This window comes from Winogradskyella wichelsiae, assembly GCF_013403925.1.
Taxonomy (GTDB): Bacteria; Bacteroidota; Bacteroidia; order Flavobacteriales; family Flavobacteriaceae; genus Winogradskyella; species Winogradskyella wichelsiae.
Genome location: NZ_JABFDJ010000006.1, coordinates 83726 through 108225, shown reverse-complemented (window position 1 = coordinate 108225; position 24500 = coordinate 83726). Strand labels below are relative to the sequence as shown.

The 24500-nt window shown below is 33.2% G+C and carries 15 protein-coding genes and 1 tRNA gene; 6 read left to right on the top strand and 10 right to left on the bottom strand.

The genetic code is table 11. The features are described from left to right. Window positions 1-32 precede the first annotated feature (32 nt). From yidD to folE, 3 genes are read right to left on the bottom strand one after another with little or no spacing between them, the layout of a single operon-like run. Window positions 33-266: a membrane protein insertion efficiency factor YidD gene (gene yidD / locus HM985_RS12905; RefSeq protein ID WP_317167139.1), complete on the bottom strand. Its 234-nt coding sequence runs from the start codon at window positions 264-266 to the stop codon at window positions 33-35. A gap of 4 nt (window positions 267-270) precedes the next feature. Next, window positions 271-1752 (bottom strand): cysteine--tRNA ligase, encoded by a 1482-nt coding sequence (gene cysS, locus HM985_RS12900; RefSeq protein ID WP_179376657.1) that lies wholly within the window; start codon window positions 1750-1752, stop codon window positions 271-273. A gap of 46 nt (window positions 1753-1798) precedes the next feature. Beyond that, a complete protein-coding gene (folE, locus tag HM985_RS12895; RefSeq protein ID WP_179376656.1) occupies window positions 1799-2476 on the bottom strand; it encodes a GTP cyclohydrolase I FolE in 678 nt (225 codons plus the stop codon). 177 nt (window positions 2477-2653) lie between these two features. On the opposite strand from folE, the gene HM985_RS12890 reads away from it, so the two are divergent. Continuing rightward, the gene (locus HM985_RS12890; RefSeq protein ID WP_179376655.1) at window positions 2654-3115 is read left to right on the top strand and encodes a hypothetical protein; all 462 of its coding nucleotides are present in this window, start codon (window positions 2654-2656) and stop codon (window positions 3113-3115) included. 25 nt (window positions 3116-3140) lie between these two features. Beyond that, on the top strand, window positions 3141-8321 hold the full coding sequence (locus HM985_RS12885; RefSeq protein WP_179376654.1) for a T9SS type B sorting domain-containing protein: 5181 nt from the start codon (window positions 3141-3143) through the stop codon (window positions 8319-8321). A 315-nt stretch (window positions 8322-8636) separates the two neighbouring features. On the opposite strand, the gene HM985_RS12880 is transcribed toward HM985_RS12885, so the two are convergent. Further along, a complete protein-coding gene (locus tag HM985_RS12880) occupies window positions 8637-10172 on the bottom strand; it encodes an OmpP1/FadL family transporter (protein WP_179376653.1) in 1536 nt (511 codons plus the stop codon). 34 nt (window positions 10173-10206) lie between these two features. After that, window positions 10207-11268: a hypothetical protein gene (locus HM985_RS12875; protein ID WP_179376652.1), complete on the bottom strand. Its 1062-nt coding sequence runs from the start codon at window positions 11266-11268 to the stop codon at window positions 10207-10209. A gap of 101 nt (window positions 11269-11369) precedes the next feature. Here HM985_RS12875 and proS point away from each other — a divergent pair, with 101 nt between their 5' ends. The 4 genes from proS to era all read left to right on the top strand — a co-directional run bounded on the left by proS (window position 11370) and on the right by era (window position 14353). Next, window positions 11370-12848: a proline--tRNA ligase gene (gene proS / locus HM985_RS12870; protein ID WP_179376651.1), complete on the top strand. Its 1479-nt coding sequence runs from the start codon at window positions 11370-11372 to the stop codon at window positions 12846-12848. A gap of 108 nt (window positions 12849-12956) precedes the next feature. Beyond that, window positions 12957-13028, top strand: a tRNA-Glu gene (locus HM985_RS12865). A 25-nt stretch (window positions 13029-13053) separates the two neighbouring features. Then, the gene (rpsT, locus tag HM985_RS12860) at window positions 13054-13305 is read left to right on the top strand and encodes a 30S ribosomal protein S20 (protein ID WP_179376650.1); all 252 of its coding nucleotides are present in this window, start codon (window positions 13054-13056) and stop codon (window positions 13303-13305) included. A 166-nt stretch (window positions 13306-13471) separates the two neighbouring features. After that, the gene (gene era, locus HM985_RS12855) at window positions 13472-14353 is read left to right on the top strand and encodes a GTPase Era (protein ID WP_179376649.1); all 882 of its coding nucleotides are present in this window, start codon (window positions 13472-13474) and stop codon (window positions 14351-14353) included. Here the strand turns inward: era and HM985_RS12850 are convergent. The 5 genes from HM985_RS12850 to HM985_RS12830 form a co-directional block, all read right to left on the bottom strand. Then, window positions 14344-14844: a GTP-binding protein gene (locus HM985_RS12850; RefSeq protein ID WP_179376648.1), complete on the bottom strand. Its 501-nt coding sequence runs from the start codon at window positions 14842-14844 to the stop codon at window positions 14344-14346. The genes era and HM985_RS12850 overlap by 10 nt on opposite strands. A gap of 18 nt (window positions 14845-14862) precedes the next feature. After that, window positions 14863-16746, bottom strand: coding sequence for an OmpA family protein (locus tag HM985_RS12845; RefSeq protein WP_179376647.1), 1884 nt, complete (start codon window positions 16744-16746; stop codon window positions 14863-14865). A gap of 10 nt (window positions 16747-16756) precedes the next feature. Continuing rightward, a complete protein-coding gene (locus tag HM985_RS12840; RefSeq protein WP_179376646.1) occupies window positions 16757-17698 on the bottom strand; it encodes a PorP/SprF family type IX secretion system membrane protein in 942 nt (313 codons plus the stop codon). A 4-nt stretch (window positions 17699-17702) separates the two neighbouring features. Then, window positions 17703-21935, bottom strand: coding sequence for a gliding motility-associated C-terminal domain-containing protein (locus tag HM985_RS12835; RefSeq protein ID WP_179376645.1), 4233 nt, complete (start codon window positions 21933-21935; stop codon window positions 17703-17705). 405 nt (window positions 21936-22340) lie between these two features. Then, window positions 22341-24176: a LysM peptidoglycan-binding domain-containing protein gene (locus tag HM985_RS12830; protein ID WP_179376644.1), complete on the bottom strand. Its 1836-nt coding sequence runs from the start codon at window positions 24174-24176 to the stop codon at window positions 22341-22343. Window positions 24177-24500: the final 324 nt, after the last annotated feature.

The following is a 24500-nucleotide window of genomic DNA, read 5'->3' as shown; positions in this document are numbered from 1 at the left end:
TGAGAGGGATTGAAAATGAGATTAACGTAATATTAATTTTCTTTTTTAGGAACTGGGTCAAATCCCTTTCCTCCCCATGGATGACAACTAAAAATCCTTTTTACGGCTAACCATCCACCTTTAAAAAAACCATGAACTTCAAGTGCTTCTTTTGCGTAATGAGAACAGGTTGGTTGATACCTACAAGTGGCAGGAGTAAATGGGGATATTACAGTCTGATAAACTTTAATTAAAAAGAGAAAAGGATATGTTAATAGCTTTTTCACTATTTTAATTTGTTGTGAACGTGGTACCTTCTCTGCTATCTTTTAGCTGAATTCCCGCTTCAGCTAAATCATCTCTAATCTTATCAGATAAGGCAAAGTCCTTATTAACACGAGCTTCTTTTCTAAGGTTTATTAGAATTTCTACAGCGCTAGAGAGCTTATCAGTTCCTGTATTAGTTTCAGCAACATTTATTAATCCAAGGATGTTAAAAACGAAAGTTTCGATAGTTGTTTTTAGAGATTCTAAATCCTCAGAGGTTATGCTTGCACTTCCATCTTTAATTTGATTGATGAATTTTACAGCTTCAAAAAGCGTTGCAATTAAAATAGGAGTATTAAAATCATCATTCATAGCATCGTAGCATTTCTGCTTCCAATCTGTAATATTAAATGATGATGTTTTTCCTGTTTTTAATTTGTCTGTTAAATTAATAGCCTCCATTAATCTATGGAATCCTTTTTCTGCAGCGGCTAATCCTGCATCTGTTAAATCTAAAATACTTCTGTAAGAGGCCTGCATTATAAAAAAGCGAATAACACTTGGGTTATATGCTTTAGACATTATATCGTTATTACCAGAAAGTAATTCTGCAGGGTTAATATAATTCCCTGTAGATTTACTCATGCGAGCTCCGTTTAGTTCTAACATATTGGCGTGCATCCAATATTTAACAGGTGCTTGCCCTTTTGCAGCTTGGTTTTGTGCAATTTCACATTCGTGATGAGGGAATTTTAAATCCATTCCACCTCCATGAATATCAAAAAACTCACCAAGATATTTAGTGCTCATTGCTGTACACTCTAAATGCCAGCCTGGAAAGCCATCACTCCATGGAGAAGGCCAACGCATAATATGTGTTGGTTCGGCTTTTTTCCAAAGTGCAAAATCTTGAGGGTTCTTCTTGTCACTCTGACCATCAAGAGCACGTGTGTTATGTATTAAATCTTCTAACTTACGTTTACTTAAAATACCATATTCATTAGACTCGTTGTATTTATGAACATCAAAATAGACGGACCCATTTACAAGGTATCCAAAACCGTTATCTATAATAGATTGTATTAATTCAATTTGTTCTATAATATGACCTGTGGCAGTTGGTTCTATGCTTGGTGGTAAAAAATTAAATGTGTTTAAAACATTATGAAAATCTACAGTATAGCGCTGTACAATTTCCATTGGCTCTATAGCTTCTAAACGCGCTTTTTTAGTGATTTTATCTTCACCTACGTCTGCGTCATTTTCTAAATGACCAGCATCAGTGATATTACGAACATATCGTACTTTATAGCCTAAATGCTTTAAATAGCGAAATATCATATCGAAAGACATAAAAGTCCTTACATTACCCAAATGCACATTACTATATACAGTTGGGCCGCAAACGTACATACCGACATAGCCTTCTGTTATAGGTTGAAAAATTTCTTTTTCACTAGTAAGTGTATTGTAAAGTTTTATTTGTTGCGTATGATATAATGACATGTTGTGAAGTTGAAAGAATGAATCAATAATTAAGTTTGGTAAAGTGCTAAAACTTCGTTTCTAGTTTAATATAGTCTAAAAGTTCTCTGCGTGTTTCTTTTTTATTGAATTGACCACCAAACTCAGAGGTTACAGTGCTACTTTCAATATCTCTAATACCACGAGAGTTTACACATAAATGTTTTGCATCTATAATACATGCCACATCATCTGTTCCTAAAACATCTTGTAATTCTTTTACTATTTGAATCGTTAAACGTTCTTGTACTTGAGGTCTTTTAGAATAATAATCTACAATTCTATTCATTTTAGATAAACCAACAACGGTACCATTAGAAATATAGGCAATATGTGCGCGCCCAACGATTGGTAATAAATGGTGTTCGCAAGTTGAATAAACAGTGATGTTTTTTTCAACTAACATCTCACCATATTTATATTTATTATCAAATGTAGAAGCACTTGGTTTATTCTTAGGATTTAATCCGCTAAAAATTTCATTAACAAACATTTTAGCAACTCTATTAGGTGTGCCTTTTAGGCTGTCATCATTTAAGTCTAGACCTAAAGTTTCTAATATATGCTTAACATCTGTTTTAATACTTTCTATTTTTTCTGTGTTAGAAAGCTTAAAGGCATCAGCCCTCAAAGGGGTATCACTAGATGTACCAATATGATCATCACCTATTGCATCTATATCGTTAAAATCACTTTCGATTTTCATTATAAATTTTTTTTAAAACGAGGGGCAAAGATAAACAATAAAAATAGTTTGGATAAGGTAGGGGTTTTATAATTACAGCTGTTATATCTATAAAAGCGTTAAAATGCCATTATCCTTGGTAAACGAACAGCTGTTTTCTTATATATTTCTTAATTTGCCAGATTAAATACAAAAAAAATGAAGTTAAAATCCCTCTTAGTATTACCATTCCTATTTTTATGTCTTTTGAGTTTTAGTCAAAACCAAAAAAGCACAAATATCAACTATCCCGATAATGTAAATGCTCCTCTCACAAAAAAGGAGAAAAACATGATTGAGGAAGTGTATAAAAGTGAAGCCAAAGAAATGGTTTATGACAATGAAGAATTTTTGAAAGATATAAAACACCTATTGCGAAATAGGATTTTAATTTATGAGGATACAGATCCGAAAACTCAGAAAAAAGGTAAGCTGCTTTCTAATGTTCCTCTTTCAAATGCATATAATAAAGATTTGAAAAGGGACACTAAGTTTAAGCTCAAAAAGTTTAACCCTTTAAAGTATCAATTAGATTTCTTTGCTAAAGGTACCTATGTTTATCAAGTTGACAATACCAATTATTTTATTCAGGTAACTTCTCAGTATAGAACATTTAAATAATAATACAAACGGATAATTCAGTATAATGAAAAATATTTTACTCCTTCTTACACTTATTACAACTAATTTAGTGCTGTCTCAAGACATCACCATGCAAAACGGTGCATTTAATCAATGTAGTGGAATGTTTTACGATTCGGGAACGCAATATGCTAATTATGGCTCAGATGAGAATTTAGTAACGACAATTTGTTCTGATGTTGTTGGTGATTTTATTCAATTAGATTTTACACCATTCTTTTTTATTGGTACAGACGGTGATGAAATGAGGATCTATGATGGAGATGATATTTCGGCTCCTTTAATAGATACTTACACAGGTGGAACTGGTCCAGGAATGGTTTCAGCTTCTTCTGCAAATAGCTCAGGATGTTTAACTGTAGAATTTATCTCTAATTCTGCAGGGACACAACCAGGTTGGGAAGCTAATATTACTTGTTTTACTCCGTGTCAAGATATTACAGCATCTATAGATAATACGACTCCTGCAGCTGCTTTAGGTGTTATAGAAGTAGACCCAGGCGATTTAATTACATTTGAGGGTAGCGCTATTTTTTCAGATGATGATACAGGGGCTACTTATACTTGGGATTTTGGAAATGGTGATACCATCGAAGGATTAAATGTTAATTACGCCTATGCCGTACCAGGGACATATACCGTAACGTTTACTGCTACAGATACAAATCCTTTAGGTTGTTCAGACTCGGATAGCTCTATTCAGGTTTTCGTAATAGATAATGATGCCTGTGTAGGTGCATTACCAATTTGTGATGGTATTGTTGATGTGCCATCTCTTGTAGGTGATAGTGTTGCTCAACCTGGTATTGAATATGATTGTCTAACTTCTCAACCTAATCCTAGATGGTATTTTATTCAGACAGGTGATGTTGTAGGTAATATAGAGCTTACATTGACCCAAAATACAGGTATAAATGGATCAGGAGGTTTACTTGATGTAGACTTTATTATATGGGGACCGTTTGACCAACCAGAATGTGGGCCTTCAAATTTGAATCCTACTAATCAACAAGATTGTAGTTACTCAGGATCTGGTGAAGAAGATATATTTGTAGCTAATGCACCCGCAAATTCTTATTATGTACTGTTAATTACTAACTATAGTGGTCAAGCTGGTTATATCAATTTAGAGAATACAAATCCTAATCCAGGTTTGGCTCTGAATTGCGATATTATTTGTCAAGTAGATTTAGGAGATGATCAAAACCTGTGTAGTGGTGGTGATTATACAATTACGGCAGATAGTACAGGTGCTTTTAACACTTTTGAGTGGCAATTAGATGGTGTTACTATACCTGGCGAGACAAGCCCAACATTAACTGTAACCGAGTCTGGAACCTATACATTAATAGCTGAGGGTTTTGATGCTGTTTATGGAGATGCATGTTCTGCTCAAGACGACATCGTAATTTCTATAGGGGAGCCTTTTGTTTTAAATGATATAACAGTTTTAGGTTGTAGTGGTACTGCTACTTCTGCTGATTTCAATTTAAATGATGAAATTACTAATATATTAAGTCCTCTTAATGTTGATGATTATGTTGTTTATTTTCATGAGAATTTAAATGATGCAGAAAACAATACAGCTCCTATTAGTAATACAGATTCTTATAATGGTATTGATGGAGAAATTATTTTTGCTAGGGTAGAGGTTGCAGGTGCTGCAGCTTGTTATTCAACAAGTACTGTTACTTTGTCTATTGCCGAAGCCCCATCAATCAATTCAGCATCCGATATGTTTACCTGCGACGATGTTTCCAACAATGGTTTTGAGAGTTTTGAATTAAGCGATCAAACGGCCACAATTTTAGGCTCTCAGGCGGCTGCCGATTTTACAGTTTCTTATTATTTAACACCTGAAGATGCAGAATCTGGCGACAATGCTTTACCGTTAACTTATACTAATAGTGTTAACTCACAGCCTATTTATGCGAGAGTAGAAAGTTCATCTAACTCAAACTGTTATAATGCATCAGCGACACCATTATTCAATTTAGTCGTAAATATCAGAGCACTAGCTACAGCACCAATAGACCTAGAACTGTGCGATGATATTGGTGGAGATGGTATAGAGACCTTTAACTTAAGTAACCAAGAAGCTGTAATCTTAGGAGGTCAAGATGCGTCGGTGTATAATGTAACATTTCATAGTAGTCAAGATGATGCTAATACCAATACAGATGCTTTACCAACGAGCTATACCAACACAAGCTCACCCAATCAACAAACAATTTATGTGCGTGTAGAAGATCCATTATTTTCAGATTGTTATGGCACTACAAATTTTGATGTGATAGTTAATCCATTACCCACATTAATAGATCCGACGGCATTAGAGGTTTGTGACGATGGTACGCCAGATGGTCTTACAGCGATGGATCTAAGCCTAAAGGACTCAGAAATTACAGGTAATAACCCGGCGTATGCAGTGACTTATCACGAATTAGCAACAGAAGCAGTGTCAGGAACCAATGCATTACCAACCTTATATACCAACACCAGCAATGGGCAAATTGTATACGTGCGCGTAGAGGATACAGCAACAGAATGTTACAGCACTACAAGTTTAGAACTTACAGTAGAACAAGCCCCTATCGCTAATACACCGCAACCATTAATATATTGTGATCCAGATAACGATGGCTTAGGACTGTTTGTACTTACAGATTTAGATGATGAAATTACAGGAAGTGATCCGGGTTTAGAAGTCACTTATCATGAAACAGAAATCAATGCTAATAATGGGGTTAACGCTATAGATACTTCTGTAGATTATGAGAATATTAATCCTAATGGAGCGATAATATATGCACGGATTGAAAGTCCTACTATAGCAACCGATTGTGCTGTTATTGTAGTGGTAGAATTAATAGTAGAGCCTTCACCTCAAATAGAAGATCCAACAGCTTTAGAGTTTTGTGAAGACCTTGGTTCTTCAGATGGTTACATTAGTTTTGATCTTACAGCTAAAGCGCCAGAAATCTTGAATGGTCAAAATCCAATACAGTATGAGGTTAGTTATTATAGCAATGAGTCCGATGGAGAAGCAGGAACTAATGCAATTGTTAATCCATCAGCGTATACTAATACAACTGCTTTTAATCAAATTATATGGGTACGTGTAGAAGATACAACAACGATAGAAGGTTGTTATAAAATCACGAGTTTAGAATTAATAGTTAATGCTTTGCCAGAAGCGATACAACCAACCGAATTAAATTTATGTGATGATTTAGGAGAGATGCCAGGCGATAATTTCACCGTATTTGACTTAACGGTTAAAGACGATGAAATTATAGGTGATAATGCCAGTTGGTCCGTAGCTTATTACGAAACGAATGCCGATGCACAATCTCAAACCAATGTTATTGCAGATCCGACACAATATACAAATACATCAGTAGGCGGTTTAGATGCTAATCCACAAACACTTTATGCAGTGGTTACCGATACCGATACCGGTTGTGTAGATTATGTTACTTTAACCATAAGAGTTTTACCAAACCCAACGCCAGCTTTAAGTGAAGATATTCCAAACATTGAGTTGTGTGATGATGTAAATACAGGCGATGGAGTGGAAGTTTTTGATCTAACAGCAAATGAAACCTTAATTCTTAATGGTGAGGCTGGAGTAACAGCAACATATTATGAAAGATTACAAGATGCGAACGCAGGGACAAATGCAATAGCAGATCCAACACAGTATACAAATATAGGTACGCCAGAACAAGAGATCTATGTGCGAGTAACCAGAAATAGTACGGGATGTTATTCTTTAGTCGACTTTACGATTATAGTTCACCCTTTACCAAGTGTTGTTGCCGTTACCGATTTTATACAATGTGAATTATTTACCGATGGGATTGATAACTTTGACTTAACAACAAAAGACGACGAAGTTTTAAACGGTCAAAACCCAACCCAATTTATAGTGAGCTACCATAGCAGTCTGGTTGATGCAGAATCCGGAATGAATGCTATTGTAGGTCCCTATGCAAACACAAGTAATCCACAGCAAATCTTTGTAACAATTACAGATAACACAACAGGTTGTTCTATCAGTACCCAAAGTTTTAATGTAGAAGTACATGAGGCAGCACAAGCGAATTCAGATACTGATGCTATCTTATATGAACTATGTGATGATGAAATGGAAATCGATGGAGACCCAAGTAATGATAGTGTACAATTTGATTTAGCTACGATGGATGCCGAGGTTTTAGACCTTCAAAATTCAGCAGATTATATTGTAACTTATTATGAAACACAAGAAGAAGCCGACTTAAAAGTGAATCCATTACCAACCTTGTATGAAAACATTGTAAATCCACAAGTAATTTATGCCAGAGTAGATAATGATATTCCAGATCCAGTAACAGGTGCTGATACATCCATTTGTTATGCTGTAGCCGAATTAACGTTACAAGTAAATGCATTACCAGAGTTTGATTTAGACGATCGTTATGTGCTTTGTATAAATACTAATGATACCGAAGCTTTAGCCCCTTTAGTTATAGACACCTATTTATCAGCTGTAGATTATAGTTTTGTATGGTATTTTAATGACGTAGAAATGGCAGGGGAAACAGGAGCAAGCCTTATACCTTTAGAAGAAGGTAATTATAGTGTAGAGGTTACAGATTTAAATACCTCGACAGAGACTAATTGTACTCATAGTGATAGTACTGAAGTTATAGAAAGTGAGCCGCCGAGTATAACAATCGAACTATTAACACAAGCCTTTGCAGATCGCCATGTTTTAGAAGCAACAGCAATCGGAATCGGTATCTATGAATACAGTTTAGACGGAGGTCCATGGCAAGATGAAGGAGTATTTACAGGAGTGTCATCAGGAGACCATGAGATTACGGCAAGAGACAAAAATGGATGTGGATTAAGATCGAGCTCAAAATTTGTTATAGATTATCCATTGTTTTTCACGCCTAATGGTGTTGGGAATAATGAAACTTGGAACATTGAAGGTGTTGGAAGTAGTGCAAAAATTTATATATTTGACCGATACGGCAAGTTGTTAAAGCAGTTAAGTCCAGATGGAGATGGTTGGGACGGTCAATTTAATGGAGAAGCGATGCCAACAGATGGTTACTGGTTTACAGTAGAATACGATGAACCAAGTACAGGAGAACGAAAAGAATTTAAAGCTCATTTTTCTTTAAAACGATAAATTGAATTCGGAATAAATAAAAAAGCTTGAACATTTAATATGTTCAGGCTTTTTTTATCTTATATCGGTATGACTGTTTTTTCTATTATTAAGATTTTGATCTAAAAGATATGTTACTTCTTAGATTAGAGAGGATATAAGATGACTTTTAGGTGTATATGGTTTTAGTAAATTAAGTATGTAAATTAGTCTGATAAGTAATATTCAACATGTTTTTTTGTTTAGAATATTGCTATTACCCTTAAAAATAAAAAGAGCTTAAACATATAATGTTTAAGCTCTTTTTATAAAATATAACCTAGATAAGGCGTGGATTTATAGATTAAATCCTAATGTTAAAGTAAAATCTGTATATTTTGATTCAATTTCTGCAGCATCAGTTAAACCTGTAGAATAAAGTTCATGATTGTAATCACGCTCAGATTGACTGAAAGCTAAATCTAAATTAATATTTCCAAAATTATAACCTAAACCTAATGAATAACCATTTAAATCACCATAGAAATTATCATCTTTATATGGACTTTCTTCAAAACGATAACCTCCTCTAAAGCTTATTTGTTTATAACGGTACTCCCCACCTAATCTATAAGAAATAGATGAATCTAAAGTATTGGATATATCATTGTTTAAATCTGAAAATACCACATCTGATGTTGGTTTAAATTTTACATTACTATAATCTTTAACTGCATAGTCAAAACTTAATAATCCTGTTTGTCCAAATATGTATGCTAAGCTTCCTGTAATTTTGCTTGGCGTTTGTAATTTGTATTCTTCATAAACATTTATAATGCTACTAATGTAACTAATATCATCTTCTGCTATGTTAGAATTTATACCTTGGGTTAACTCATCACTAATTCTATACCATGTTGGTGAATTATAAGATAATCCAACTCTTAATTCATTTGTAAGTTTGGCAATTGTTCCTAATTGAAATGAAAAACCACTTCCAGTAGTTGCTAATAAGTTTTCAAAAACTACGTCATTTACAAGGGAACTATTATTAGAGTTCGTTTCTCTTAAACTTGTGAATTTTTCATAATTAATAAAATGAGAGTTCAAGTTGATTCCTATAAACAGCCTATCGTTATAATCAGTAGCAAAATTAAAAGCAAGTTTGCCATTATAGCCTGTTGATGAATAAGAGTAATTATGATTAATTGTTCCAGAAGCTACATTAGAATTGTATAGCGTCTCATTATCGTTAGTTTCATCATCAAGATTGTTTGGGTCAATAACTCCAGACCAATACCCCAAGAAGGCTTGCTGCATAGCATAACCATTTTCTGGTATTCTTCCAATATCCACATATGCCTCTTCGAGATATTCGCCTGGTTGAAGTTTTAATATTCCAAAAGGAACTTCATTTCCATTTGCAAATGAAAGAAAATAACTATCTATAGAATTGTCATTATCATTATTTCCACTAGCTACCCAATCATTATCAAAATCAGCAGAACGATCATAAGCAAAACTCAAAGCAAATTTTTTCCAACCCGAATTTGTGTTATTGTTTTTAAATATAAAAGCAGCACCTAATTGGTTTAAATCAACATTAGAATTAGATGATGAATTATTTCCGTCAAAATAACTAATATCATTTTTAGAACTGAATACTCCTAATGATATAGAGGCATGGCTGCTATTAAATATAGCAGAACCTGCTGGATTAATATTAATACTAGACATATCGCCACCAAGAGCTCCAAAAGCACCACTCATGGCTCTGAAACGAGCAGTGCCTTGAATTTCATCCATAGAATATCTCACAGCATCGGTAATGTCTTGTGCCATAATATAAGACGTGCTTATTAAGCTTATACTGAGCATAAGTAACTTTCTCATAGTTAGTGTTTTTATAATTTTAAAATGAATGTTTTTATCCTCTACGAGATGAGCTACCGCTAGATCTGCTACTAGATGAGCTACCGCTACTAGATGATCTAGAACTAGAACTTCCTGAAGATCGTGCTGTTCCGCTAGATCTAGAGCTGTTAGAGCTAGATCTAGTAGTTGTTCCAGAAGATGATCTTGAATTTCTTGTTGTAGAAGATCTTGTTGTCGCAGATGATCGTGTTGTTGTCGGTCTAGATATTCTTGTATTTGAAGAACGAGATCTTAAGTTAGTGGTGCTTCTTGCGCTGGTTCTTGGTGTTGTTGTTCTAATACTTCTAGTTGTACTTGCTCTAGATGTTGAATTGCTTCTAGATAGACGTGATGTATTTGATAATCGTTGTGTAGAATAATCACTTCTTCTAGATAAAGCAGATCTATTTGTTCTACTTAATCTGTTGTTATAGCTACGACTTAAATTGTTGCTGTACAATAAGGATCCTCTTCTAGAGTTATTAAAAGCATATCTATTGTTATTGTGGTAACCATTATTCCAGCCGTAATTATTATAACCATAGTTCCAAGGGGAATGATAGCCATAACCATAATATCCACCATAATTCCAGTGGTTATTCCAACCGTAACCATAATTATAACCCCAAGGCCTATTCCAACCATAATATCCAAATCCACCATTCCACAGACCGTAGTTATTATAACCATACCAGCCATTATCTATATAATTAATAGTAACGGTATTGCTGTTTTGACCCCATCCACCATAAGCAACTTGTTCTTCTGAAGAATTCATTGCTTGTTCAGTATAATCACCTTCATAAGAATCAATATCTGTAAAAACTTCAGATTCTTCTTGTATGGCATCAACTTCTGCTGAATTTTCAGCGAAATAATTTTTATAATAATTAGAGTCGTTTGCAGAGGTTGTAACTACAGGTTCTTCAACATCTATTTCGTTTTCTTCAGTGCTGTAGATCCCATCATTGTCATAGCCTACATATTGAAACGAACCACAAGAAGTTAACGCGGTAATTAAACCGAGAGCAACAAAAAATGGCAATTTTTGGGTAATTATAGTTTTAAATTGCATATCTCTTTTATTTTATTGTTGAACATAGCAAAAATAGTTAGTTTTGCTGTATTATTTAATACATTTAACATAAGCGCAATATTTGTGCCAAAACACGGAAAATGAGTAAAAATCTTACGAGTAGAGCTGAAGATTATTCAAAATGGTATAACGAATTAGTCGTAAAGGCTGATTTAGCAGAAAATTCTGCTGTTAGGGGTTGTATGGTTATAAAACCTTATGGTTATGCTATATGGGAAAAGATGCAAGCAGAATTAGATAGAATGTTTAAAGAAACAGGACATGAGAATGCTTATTTTCCATTATTTGTACCAAAGAGTTTATTTGAAGCAGAAGAAAAGAATGCAGAAGGTTTTGCTAAAGAATGTGCTGTTGTAACACATTATAGATTACAGAACGACCCTGATAATCCAGGTAAATTAAGAGTAGACCCTGAAGCTAAATTAGAAGAAGAGTTAGTGGTTAGGCCAACAAGTGAAGCTATTATTTGGAATACTTATAAAGGCTGGATACAAAGTTATAGAGATTTACCTATTTTGATTAATCAGTGGGCAAATGTAGTGCGTTGGGAAATGCGAACGCGTTTGTTTTTACGTACAGCAGAATTTTTATGGCAAGAAGGGCATACGGCTCATGCAACAAAAGCTGAGGCGTTAGTAGAAGCAGAGCAGATGAATGATGTTTATGCAGAGTTTGCTCAAAACTTTATGGCAATTCCTGTAATACAAGGAGTAAAAACAGAAAGTGAACGTTTTGCAGGGGCACTTGATACCTATTGTATTGAAGCTTTAATGCAAGATGGAAAAGCACTTCAGGCAGGTACTTCTCATTTCTTAGGTCAAAATTTCGCTAAAGCCTTTGATGTTAAGTTTACTAATAATGAAGGAAAGCAAGATTATGTATGGGCAACATCATGGGGAGTATCTACAAGATTAATGGGAGCCTTAATAATGACGCATAGTGATGATAAAGGTTTAGTATTACCACCAAACTTAGCGCCATCTCAAGTTGTGATTGTTCCTATATTTAAGACGGATGAGCAATTCGAATTAATTTCAGATAAAGCTCAAGCTATTATTGAAGAATTAAAAGCTTTAGGTGTAAGCTGTAAGTTTGATAAAAGAACGACACATAGACCAGGGGCTAAATTTGCTCAACACGAATTACAAGGTGTACCATTACGTATAGCAATTGGCCCAAAAGATTTAGAAAATAATACTGTTGAATTAGCTCGACGAGATACTTTAACGAAAGAGGTCGTTCAAATAGATGGTATTGCTTCAACTATAAAAGATCTTTTAACGGTAATTCAAGATGCGTTATATGCGAAGGCTTTAAATTATAGAGATGAACATATTACTAAAGTTGACGATTTTGAAACTTTTAAGAAAGTTTTAGAAACAAAGACAGGATTTATTTCGGCACATTGGGATGGTACCCCAGAGACCGAGCAAAAGATCAAAGAACTAACAAAAGCAACGATTAGATGTATTCCTATGAACAATGTTAAGGAAGAGGGAGTATGTGTTTTTAGTGGTAAACCATCACAAGAAAGGGTGCTTTTTGCTAAGGCATATTAATTTTTTTGAAAAAAAATAAAATTAATGTTGCAGAAGTAAAAAAGAGTTGTATATTTGCACCCGCAATGGAAACGTTGTTGGTTCATTTAAATATTATAACAACCAAATGGCCCGTTCGTCTATCGGCTAGGACGCATGGTTTTCATCCATGTAAGAGGGGTTCGATTCCCCTACGGGCTACAATTTTTAACAAGAAAGAAATATAATGGCAAATCATAAGTCAGCTTTAAAAAGAATAAGAAGTAACGAAAAAAGACGTGTACTTAACAAGTATCAGCATAAGACTACTCGTAATGCTATAAAAAAATTACGTGAGATTACTGATGCTAAAGAGGCGCAAGCAATGTTACCTTCTGTTATTAGTATGTTAGATAAGTTAGCGAAAAGGAATGTAATACATTCTAATAAAGCAGGTAACTTAAAATCGCAGTTAACGAAACATGTTGCTGCAATCTAATAATACTTTCTTTCAAAATACTAAGAAGTCTTTCCATTAGGAAAGACTTTTTTTGTGTCTAAAGTTTAGCTTTAATTTTTTAAAAATCATTATCTTACTAGCGTAGAGAATGTAAAAGCTCTTCATACTTAAAAAATATTATCTTTATATCCTAAATTAAATAAGAATGCATAAAGCAGGTTTTGTAAATATTATTGGTAATCCGAATGTTGGGAAGTCTACATTAATGAATGCGTTTATAGGTGAAAAATTATCTATAATTACGTCTAAAGCTCAAACGACTAGACATCGTATTTTAGGAATTGTAAATGGAGAAGATTTTCAGGTAATACTGAGTGATACACCAGGTATTATAAAGCCAGCCTACGAACTACAAGCTTCTATGATGGACTTTGTGAAGTCGGCGTTTGATGATGCTGATGTTTTAGTTTACATGGTTGAAATAGGGGAAAAAGAATTAAAGGATGAGGCATTTTTTAATAAAATAACCAATTCTAAAATTCCAGTTTTATTATTATTAAATAAAATAGATAACTCTAATCAAGAACAATTAGAAGAGCAAGCTCAGTTATGGCAAGAAAAAGTGCCTAATGCAGAATTTTTTCCTATATCTGCATTAGAGGGTTTTAATGTTCAGAATGTATTTGATAGGATAATAGAGCTATTACCAGCTTCTCCTGCATTTTATCCTAAAGATCAGTTAACAGATAAACCAGAACGCTTTTTTGTAAATGAGGCTATTAGAGAGAAAATCTTAATGCATTATAAAAAGGAAATTCCATATGCTGTTGAAGTTGATACAGAAGAATTTTTTGAAGAGGATGAAATTATAAGAATGCGCTCTGTGATTATGGTTGAACGTGATACCCAAAAAGGTATTATTATCGGTCATAAAGGATCAGCATTAAAGCGGGTAGGAATAGAAGCTCGTAAAGATTTAGAGAAGTTCTTTGGCAAACAAGTTCATTTAGAACTCTATGTTAAAGTTAACAAAAATTGGAGAAGTAATCAGACGCAATTGAGACGTTTTGGTTATAATCAACGATAGGTTTTAAGAATTTCTTCCATAAAATGATGTAGAAGATACATCTCTGGTTTTCCTTTAGTACGTCCTATTCTCCCTGCTAAATAAAGCAGAAACCAAATAAGTATCATCAATAATGATAGGCATAGCTGTAAAATAAAAGCGTTTCCTAGTTTGGCGCTGGTGTATGCCCAAACTCCAAATCCGAGACACAGCACAGCTACAACAAAATGCAGAAATATAAACAGGGTCCAAACGGTAGGATTTGGACCAAAAAGGCCGTGCACTATAGAATGATTATTTTCTTCTTTATTAATTTCTAAATGAAGCTGTGGCGACCAAAAGTGTTGATCCTTTTTAGGGAATCTAATAAATACATGGTCATCAACTCTAGAGATTATAAATTTTGTTTGCGTTTTTTTATGCACCTCAAAATTTTCTAAAACAGTATTATTATTCGCTAAGATTTTAAGCTTAAACCGTGGACGTAAAACAATATCATTAGAAATTTCCATAATGTATATCTGTAACTTCTATCGTAAAATAAGGAATTCGCAACGCCTGTTGATAGAGTGTTCTGTTTCCGTACAATTATCACCACAACGAACTAAAGGTTGAGTTTTTCCATATCCTTTAGATCTTAAACGTGATCTAGTAATTCCATTTTCTACTAAATATTCTAATGTGGCAAGTGCTCTTTTTTCAGATAATTCTAAATTAAATAGCTCACTTGATCTAGAATCTGTATGTGCTCCAAGTTGAATCTCCATTCTTGGGTATTTTACTAATAACTCTACCAACACATCAAGTGTTTTTGCTGCTTGAGGTTTAATATCCCATTGACCAAAATCGAAATAAATATTTTCTAACTCAATATAAGTATTTCCTTTACCATCATCAATTACAATTTCTTCAGCATCCTTATAAGCTCGAATCTTTAATTGAATATTAAATTGAATATCACCTTTGTCATTAGTATCAAAATATTCAATATGAGGAATGTATTTAGGTTGAAACCCTTCTATAGAGTAGCTTTGATTAGGCCTTATTAAGAATCTGTATTTTCCATATTTATCTACAATTTCTTCTCCAATTTTCTTGCCCTTTTTATCATATAATACAACTATGGTATTTGGTAGTATTTGACCTGTTACTATATCTGTAACTAAGCCCTCTAAATAATAGTGTCTTTCTTTTTCTAAGCGCTTAAAAGTGTAAATGTTGTCCAGCCCAGATCTGTTTGACGAGATGAAACCTGTATTTAAAGAATCAATAAGTACAAAGGAAAAGTCATCTTTTTCACTGTTTATAGTTTCTCCTAAATTTAAAGCTTCTAAAAATTTATCATTTTTAAAACTACTTGCAAAAATATCCAAACCACCAAAGCCGTGCTTACCATTAGAAGAGAAATATAGGGTAGTGTCATTTGCTATATAAGGAAATTGCTCTCTTCTTAATGAATTAATGGAACCGCCTAAATTAATGGCTTGACCGAATGATCCGTCTGAGAATAAGTCGACATAAAAAATATCAAATTCCCCAAGTGTTCCAGGCATATCACTTGAAAAATATAATTTATCTTCCTTCTTATTAAGGGTAGGGTGCATGGTTGAATAAGTATCACTAGAGAAAGAGACAGGTTTTATATTTGTCCATTGACCTTCAATTAATTGGGCGCTAAATATACTTACAACAGAAATTTTTGTAGAGTCTAAACTAATTCGTTTTTTTAAATTTCTAGAGAAATACATTGTTTTGCCGTCTTTTGTAAATACAGCATTACTTTCGTGTTGTTTTTCTTTATTAATCTCTTTACTTAAAGGTTGAATACTGTCTAAGTTTATTTCTCCTTCTTTAGATAGCTTAGTTTCGTATAAATCTAAGTAAGGTTGACCGTTCCAATGATAGTTTGGATATTTAATGTTTTTTGTTGAGGCAAAAACAATCTTATCCGTATTTAGTGCTACGCCAAAATTAGATCCTCCAACATCTGTTGTAAGATTTTTTAATTCGTAATTATAAGGAACTATTTTTTCTAATAAAGCTTTAAAATTTGGGGTATTTATTTTGTCGTCTAAGTATAATGTAGATATCTCATCGGCTTGTTTGTAATTTTTTGTTCCTTTTAAAACTTCATAATATTTAAAATAGAACGACGCTGTTAGTTTTTTATCCGTTTTTGTATTATAAATTTTTTTATAAGTTTTATAGGCTTTTTCGTAATCGGTATTATAATAATAACAATCTCCTAATTTTTCTAAATTTTCTAACGTTTTAGGAAGGGTTGAGAAGATTTCAGCTGCTTCTAAGTATGCTTTATTTTTATATAAAATATCAGCTCTTCTTTGCGATTGAGAAAAACAGAGCGTACTGATCATTAAAAGGACTAATATGATATAAAATTTATGTGTTTTCATCTATTTTTGATTAGAAAAATCTTGGAGATTTATCATAGCCTTTACCGAATTTTTCTATGTTAAATAATAAAAAAACTTCGTGAGAGCCAGAATTAAATTCTCCTAAATTAGTGAGTGTGTAATCATATGCATATCCAATTCTAATTGCTGATGATATTGAAAAATTCATCATACCAGTAATTGAATCATCATAGCGATAACCTAAACCAAATTCAAGCTTATCATACATTAATACATTTGCTGTAAGATCTATAGATAAAGGAGCATTATTTACGTACTTTGTCATAAAAGCAGGTTTAAACTTTAAATTATCATTTAAATTAAAGACGTAACCTCCTGTAAAAAATAAATGTATATTTTCTGATGCTTCAGAGAATACTCCACTTTCATCTTTAAGATGTTTTGACTGTAATAAATTTGGTGCAGATAATCCTAAATAATATTTTTCAGAAAAATAATATAGACCAGCACCAATATTAGGGAAGGTTCTATTTATATTTTCAGAAAAGGCGGGGTCTTCATTAACTTGATCAGAAAAAGAAAAGCCATCAAAATTTGTACTAAAAAATGTTGCTCCTGCTTTTATTCCAAAAGATAATTTTGAATTAAGACCAACAGGAATTACATAAGCAATATCTGCATACGTACTAGTTTGCTTTACAACATCACCAATTTCGTCATGTACAATAGAAATACCTCCTTCTAAGCGATCTGTAAGTTTTGTATGGCCAAAAAATGTTCCAGTTGTAGGGCCACCAACAGAGCCAACCCATTGTGACCTGTATAATAAACCTAAATTTATGTTAGTATCATCATCAAGAGCGTAAGCAGGATTCACAACACTCATATTATACATGTATTGCGTAAATTGTGGATCTTGTTGTGCATGCGATGAGAAGCTTAAGAATGAGATTATCATCGCAATACTATATACTGTTATTTTATTTGTCATTTAATTATCTATTTAAATAGACCCTCCCTTGTTTTGGTTCTCGTTCTCCATCATTAAATTCTAAAATGTAAAAATAGACACCAGAAGGTAATACCGAGTTATCTTTTTTACCTGTTCCATTCCATTTAGGTGAGTTAATATTTCCTTCGTAAAATATATTACCGTATCTATTATAGATGCTTAATTTAAAATTGGGGTATAAATCATTTAAGAATAAAATATCAAAAACATCATTAATTCCATCTCCATTTGGTGAGAATCCATCGGGTATTAAGAGTTCTTCAATACATGAAACTAAATTAAGAGTAAACTCTAACCTTGTGTTACTTTGACAACCATATTCTGATTGATAAGCGGCATAATACGTTAAACCATCCACTAAGGTTTCTGCAGAATCATATGGAGTTCCATTTGTAGATTCGTCATACCAAATTATATCATTGTCTTCAACAGAGACTATATTGTTTGTTAAATCGGCAATAGTTAAAGTATCAGCTAAGCAATACTCAATGTCATTATTTATAATTTCGGGTATTAAGGATTCTTGGACTTCAATTTCAATAGGTTCTAGAATATCTGTTATTGCACTACAGTTTTGACCTAATGCAAAAAGCTGAGTTATGGTTATTATACTAATTCCAGGATTACTTAATAGTGAGGATGGAATTATCAGCGTAGCATTGCCATCAATTATTGTTATTATTAAGGTATTAATAGAATTGTTTGATCCGGTTATCGAGTATTCTATAGAGTAATCAGCATCAGTTAATTGAGTTGCATTTGTTATATTAATGATAATATCTTCATTGTTTTGACAAACAAAATTATCTTCCATTTGTAATGTTAGTCCTGTAGCATTAGGTGTTTCTATAATGGTTACTGTTATTGTTGCAGTAGCCGTAATATCACACTCAAGAGAAGTTAATGTATATGTATAATCACCAGGTTGATCTATACTCGGGTCAAATTCGCCTGTTCCACTAGCTAATGAGGGAGTCCAGATTCCTCCTGCATCTGGAGTACCATCAAGATTATCAAATAAATCAATAATAGTACCGTTAGAACATAGATTAATTATGCTATCATTACCTGCATTTGGTGGTGCTATAAGTGTGACAGTAACAGAAGCTGTTGCGTCAGAACAGGCAGATGAAGTATCTGAAACGGTATAAGTGTAAATACCAGGCGCATCAATATTAGGATCAAAAAGGCTTGAGCCACTAGCTAATGTAGGACTCCATACTCCTCCTGGTTCAGGTGTTCCTTCTAAAACATCGTACAAATCAATTGTGTCTAATTCGTCAGAGCAGAATTCAACAGAACCGTTAATACCTGCATCACTGGGGTTTGAAATAGTTATAATTATAGTAGAAGAACTTGTACCACATGAATTATTTACTTCATATGTATAAGTGCCCGCTACATCAACACTAGGATCAAATATATCTGTTCCACTATTTAATAAAGGAGTCCATGTTCCTCCAATATCAGGTGTTCCACTAAGGTTTTCAAATAGGTTAACTATATCATTACTGCAAATATCTATTGTAGTATTTGTTCCAGAATCAGGTTCTTGTAAAATAGAAACCTCTACGTTTGCAGAAGAATCAGGGCAAGAGGCTGTGCCTATAATTGTATAGGTATAAGTTCCTGCGGTATCAAAAGAAGGGTCAAAAAGTCCTGTTCCACTACTTAGAGCAGGGGACCAAGTGCCACCAGTGCTTGGTGTTCCATTTAAATTATTAAAAAGATCAAAAGTACTGTCGTTTTCGCAAACTTCTATAGTGCCGTTTTCACCTGCGTTTTCATATGCTGAAATAGATATATCTACTGTTGCCGTAGCATAACCACAAGAAGAAGGGTCACCAATAGTATAAGTATATATGCCACTAGGGTCTATAGTAGGGTCAAAAAGTCCCGTTCCACTAGTTAATGAAGGGGTCCATACTCCCCCAATATCAGGTGTTCCATTAAGAGTTTCAAATAAATTAATTGTATTTTCATTATTACTACAAATATCTAAAGCAGCATTAGAACCCGCATCTGGCTCTTGTAAAATAGAAACCTCTATGTTTGCAGAAGAACCAGGACAAGAAACTGTGCCTGATATTGTATAGGTATAAGTTCCTACCGTATCGAAAGCAGGATCAAAAAGTCCAGTTCCACTATTAAGAGCAGGGGACCAAGTACCTCCTGTGCTTGGTGTGCCATTTAAACTATTAAAAAGATCAATAGCGCTGTCGTTTTCGCAAATTTGTATAGATCCGTGTTCACCAGCATTCTCATAAACAGAAATAGATATATCTACTGTTGCAGTAGCATAACCACAAGAAGAAGGATCACCAAGGGTGTAAGTGTATATACCACTCGGATCTATAACAGGATCAAATATATTTGTACCACTGTTAAGAGACGGTGACCAAAAACCTCCAGTATCAGGTGTTCCATTAAGAGCGTCAAATAAATCAATTGTATTTTCATTATTACTGCAAATTTCTAGTACTGCATTTGAACCTGCGTCAGGTTCTTGTAAAATAGAAACTTCAACGTTTGCGGAAGAACCAGGACAAGAGGCTGTGCCTAATATTGTATAGGTATATGTTCCTGCTGTATCAAAAGAAGGATCAAAAAGTCCAGTTCCGCTATTAAGAGTAGGTGACCAAGCACCACCAGTACTTGGTGTGCCATTTAAACTATTAAAAAGATCAAAAGCACTGTCGTTTTCGCAAACCTCTATAGCTCCATGTTCACCAGCATTCTCATAAATAGAAATAGATATATCAACTGTTGCAGTAGCATAACCACAAGAAGAAGGGTCACCAACAGTGTAAGTATAAACACCATTAGCATCTATAGATGGATCAAATATATTTGAACCGCTATTAAGAGACGGTGACCAAAACCCTCCTGTTTCAGGTGTTCCATTAAGAGTTTCAAATAAGTTAATTGTGTTTTCGTTATTACTACATATATCTAATATAGCGTTAGAACCAGCATCAGGTACTTGTAAAATAGATACTACTACGTTTGCAGAAGAATTAGGACAAGAGGTTGTGCTTAATACTGTATAAGTATAAGTTCCTGCAGTATCAAAATTAGGATCAAAAAGTCCCGTTCCGCTATTTAAAGCAGGAGACCAAGTACCTCCAGTGTTTGGTGTGCCATTTAAACTGTTAAAAAGATTAAAAGTGCCATTGTTTTCGCAAACCTCTATAGTTCCATCTTCACCAGCGTCTTCATTATCAGAAATAGATACATTAACTGTTGCCGTGGCATAACCACAAGTAGCAGGTGCACCAACAGTGTAAGTGTAAATACCACTAGGATCTATAGCAGGATCAAATATACTCGTACCACTATTAAGTGACGGTGACCAAAAGCCCCCAGATTGAGGTGTTCCTCCTAATGCTGTAAATAAGTCAATTGTTGAATTATCATTTTCACAGATATCTACTGTGGCATTTTCACCTGCATCAGGATAGTTATTTAAAATTACTGTTATAGCTAATCTAGCAGTACTTTCACAAGGTGGATCTACAGCTGTGGCATAATAAGTTTGTCCATTAACTAAAGGTGTTGTAAGCGGAAGAGTTACAGCAGAAAATAAGGAGTTATACCAATTATTACTACCGGTAACAACTAAATCTTCAAGTGTAGGCTGAAAACTAGATGAAACACAAAGCTGTTGAATAGGATCTCCTTCAGGTAAAAGTGTGGATCCTACATTAACTAAAACAGATAGTCTTGATGTTCTACAGTTTCCATCAGGACTTGATTGATCTGCGTAGTATAAAGTATCATCTATTAGAACATCATTTTCATTTAAAGGAATGCCTCCTGATGATGTTAAATACCATTGTACGTCATTTCCTGTAGCATTTAAACTACTAACGGTCGCAAGTGAAGGATCATCTATACAAATACCTTGATAATTATCTCCAACGGGTGCACTGTAGATTATGACATCTACTCGAGCTCTTGTGGTACAAGTACCTGTGCTGCTATCGGCATAGTAGTCTTCACCGCTTATTAGACCTTCAGAATTTGATAAAGGAGTTGTCGAGGTTGCTGACTCGTACCAAACAATACCGCCACCTGTATCAGTTGCTTGTAAGTCACTAACTAAAACAGATTGTACATTACATAATGATTGTGCAGGTTCTGTTACTGTAGGACATTGAGCATAAGCAGGTGTAAGTATGCCAGTAATTGACAACATAAGAAATACTAAAAACATAGTATAACTTTTAAAACTGTACTTTTTGGCTCTCATAAATTTGTAATAATTATTTTTTGTTGAAATTAGCATAGAGCAGCAAATTCAAAATAAAACTATCTTCTTGCCAAACAGAGGGGAAGGGAAACAAATATATGTAATTAGCTTAAATATAGCAAAAATTAAGTCTTGCAGTTTTTGACTTTTGTATTTTTGCATTTTTTAGCGTTAAAAGACTGTTGTTAAGTGTGTTAATTGTCTTTTTGAAAAAGTAAAAAGTGTTGTTTATCGTTATTTTATGTATTTGATGGGTGGCTTTTTTAGAAAAAGAGCTCTTTTAGTGCGAGATATTGAATGAGAATAGGAGTTTTTATTTATGTAATTTAAGATAATTACGATGCTTATTTATGTAAATATTTTGAACAATTAATCGATTTCTAATAGTCCTTCTTCAGAATTATATTGCATTAAATAAATACCTGTATTTAAATAATAACCATCTCTTATTTTTTTATACTCAAACTTTAAATGAGATTGTGTAGAGATGGTATTGCTGATTGTTTCTTCAAATGATGAATCTTGAGAGATTCTTAATAATACATCTAAAGTGACATTAAAACCTAGAATAGAATTTTCTGTAGGTGCTGTATCGAAAATAGTTTTGTATTTATTTTCAAAATCTATAATGTCAGACTTATTTAAAGAGTTAGTGGTTGAAGGAAAAATGAGTTTTAATATTTTAAACCTCATTTCTGAAACTTCACCTTGTTTTGAAATTAGTTCAGATTCTATCATAACCAGCTGAATATTATACTCTGATAATTCTTTCATTAAGGCTGTAGTGGTATTTAAAAGAATGATCGTCTTTTCGCTGTCTAAAACAATATAATTAAGCTTGGTTTTGTCTAATGTATTTTTTAGTTTTTCAGAATCAAAAAAACCGGAACTATTTACTTTTAAAAATTTAGAATTAGGAAGTATCTTTTTAATTAGAGTTTTATTTTTAGCTTCATCTAAATCGCTAACTACAACTGTATTGGCATCCTGTTGAGCTAAATAATTTAAAGTCTTTGTTTTCTGAATAGTGTCTGATGGAATTGATTTATAAATATTAATGTTCTCACTACTGTTTAAATTCGATTTTATATCAATAATTGAAACAGTCTTATCCGATTTAATTTCGGGAAATTTTGAGTCACCATCTAAAAACGGAACTAAAATAACATTCTTGCTATAGGGACTGTCAACTGTTAATTTAGATTCTGCTATATTCTTTTTTATTAAAGTAACATCAAACTCAAGTTTCAAAGCTTTAGCAGAGTCAATGGCTATTTGAGCTCCTTGGAAGAAATCAATATATTTTTTATAATCGGTATTAGTTTCTAATATTTTTTGTCGATCCTTAGGAGAACTAAACTCTTCGCTTGAAAAAGGAGTATAAAAATAAATTCCGTTAGCTGTGCTTTTTACTAAATTAGCGTATAAAGCTTTGTTATTATTGTTTTTTATGTTTGGTACCTTTTCTGCCTTAATGTTTTTAGTAGAATCTGAATTGTTTAATGTGTTTTTTACATCTTTAGCCTGTGTTGCGTTAGTAGGTATTTTTATTATATCGCCTGTAACAACTGCTGTTCTTAATTGTGGATTTAAGGTAATTAATTCTTCGGTAGACATACCTGTCATCATAGAAATGCTATAAAGTGTTTGTTTTGGTTCTATAACGTAATCTTTATATTCGTTGATTTTGGTTTTTACTTCTTTAATAGTGGTGTTGTTGGTTATAGTATCTGTTTCTTTAATAACCGTTTCATTTATGTTTGCAGTAGTGGTTTCTTTAGTTTTAAATTTATCTAAATTAATAATATGCCCAGTTTGAAGCATATTTCTAATATGAGGATTTTGTTGCTCTAATTTATTAATGCTGACACCAAAACGACGAGAAAGGCTAAATTTTGTATCTCCTTCTTGTACAACATAATTTTTTATGGCATCGCCATTAACGGTTTTAACTGCAGGTTTGTTGTTTCTTGGAGTATTATTGGTTGAAGAAGAATTCGGTATACGCAAAATGCTTCCTACATAAATTACTTGTTCAGATCCTGGGTTGAGTTCAAAAAGAGAATTAGGACTTATACCATATTGTCGAGAAATCATATAAACAGTTTCTCCTTTTTTTATAACATGCTCTTTGTAGTTCTCTTGAGCAAATATTACATTACAATTTAAAGCTAAAATTAAGATAAGCGTAAATAATCTCCCCATTATTTTTTGAATTATTAAGTATAACACATTGTTTTTTAGGTAACAACTAACGTGCGTTTTTATTATTGTAAACTGTAACAAACCTGCAGGAAAGGAGCTGTTCCTGAGCAAATAGATCTATACAATCATTAAAAAATATGTAAAAAAAATCCTATTTATTACATGTGATAAAATTACTAAAAATTAAGCTAACTCTCCTAAAATAACACATGTTATAAAGAGGGGCTGAATAATTTTTATTTGGTTTTTTAATTTAATTTTTATGCGATAAAAATTCTTTATACTATATAAGGAGTGAAAAGTGACTATTAGTGCATCATAAGA

Bases quoted from the DNA above. Each gene is read 5' to 3' on its own strand.
- HM985_RS12830 (WP_179376644.1), bottom strand. From the start codon at position 24,176: ATGGGGAGATTATTTACGCTTATCTTAATTTTAGCTTTAAATTGTAAT.
- HM985_RS12850 (WP_179376648.1), bottom strand. From the start codon at position 14,844: ATGGAAATTTCTAATGATATTGTTTTACGTCCACGGTTTAAGCTTAAA.
- HM985_RS12845 (WP_179376647.1), bottom strand. From the start codon at position 16,746: ATGAAAACACATAAATTTTATATCATATTAGTCCTTTTAATGATCAGT.
- rpsT (WP_179376650.1), top strand. From the start codon at position 13,054: ATGGCAAATCATAAGTCAGCTTTAAAAAGAATAAGAAGTAACGAAAAA.
- HM985_RS12835 (WP_179376645.1), bottom strand. From the start codon at position 21,935: ATGTTTTTAGTATTTCTTATGTTGTCAATTACTGGCATACTTACACCT.
- HM985_RS12880 (WP_179376653.1), bottom strand. From the start codon at position 10,172: ATGAGAAAGTTACTTATGCTCAGTATAAGCTTAATAAGCACGTCTTAT.
- era (WP_179376649.1), top strand. From the start codon at position 13,472: ATGCATAAAGCAGGTTTTGTAAATATTATTGGTAATCCGAATGTTGGG.
- HM985_RS12890 (WP_179376655.1), top strand. From the start codon at position 2,654: ATGAAGTTAAAATCCCTCTTAGTATTACCATTCCTATTTTTATGTCTT.
- HM985_RS12885 (WP_179376654.1), top strand. From the start codon at position 3,141: ATGAAAAATATTTTACTCCTTCTTACACTTATTACAACTAATTTAGTG.
- folE (WP_179376656.1), bottom strand. From the start codon at position 2,476: ATGAAAATCGAAAGTGATTTTAACGATATAGATGCAATAGGTGATGAT.
- proS (WP_179376651.1), top strand. From the start codon at position 11,370: ATGAGTAAAAATCTTACGAGTAGAGCTGAAGATTATTCAAAATGGTAT.
- HM985_RS12875 (WP_179376652.1), bottom strand. From the start codon at position 11,268: ATGCAATTTAAAACTATAATTACCCAAAAATTGCCATTTTTTGTTGCT.
- HM985_RS12840 (WP_179376646.1), bottom strand. From the start codon at position 17,698: ATGACAAATAAAATAACAGTATATAGTATTGCGATGATAATCTCATTC.
- cysS (WP_179376657.1), bottom strand. From the start codon at position 1,752: ATGTCATTATATCATACGCAACAAATAAAACTTTACAATACACTTACT.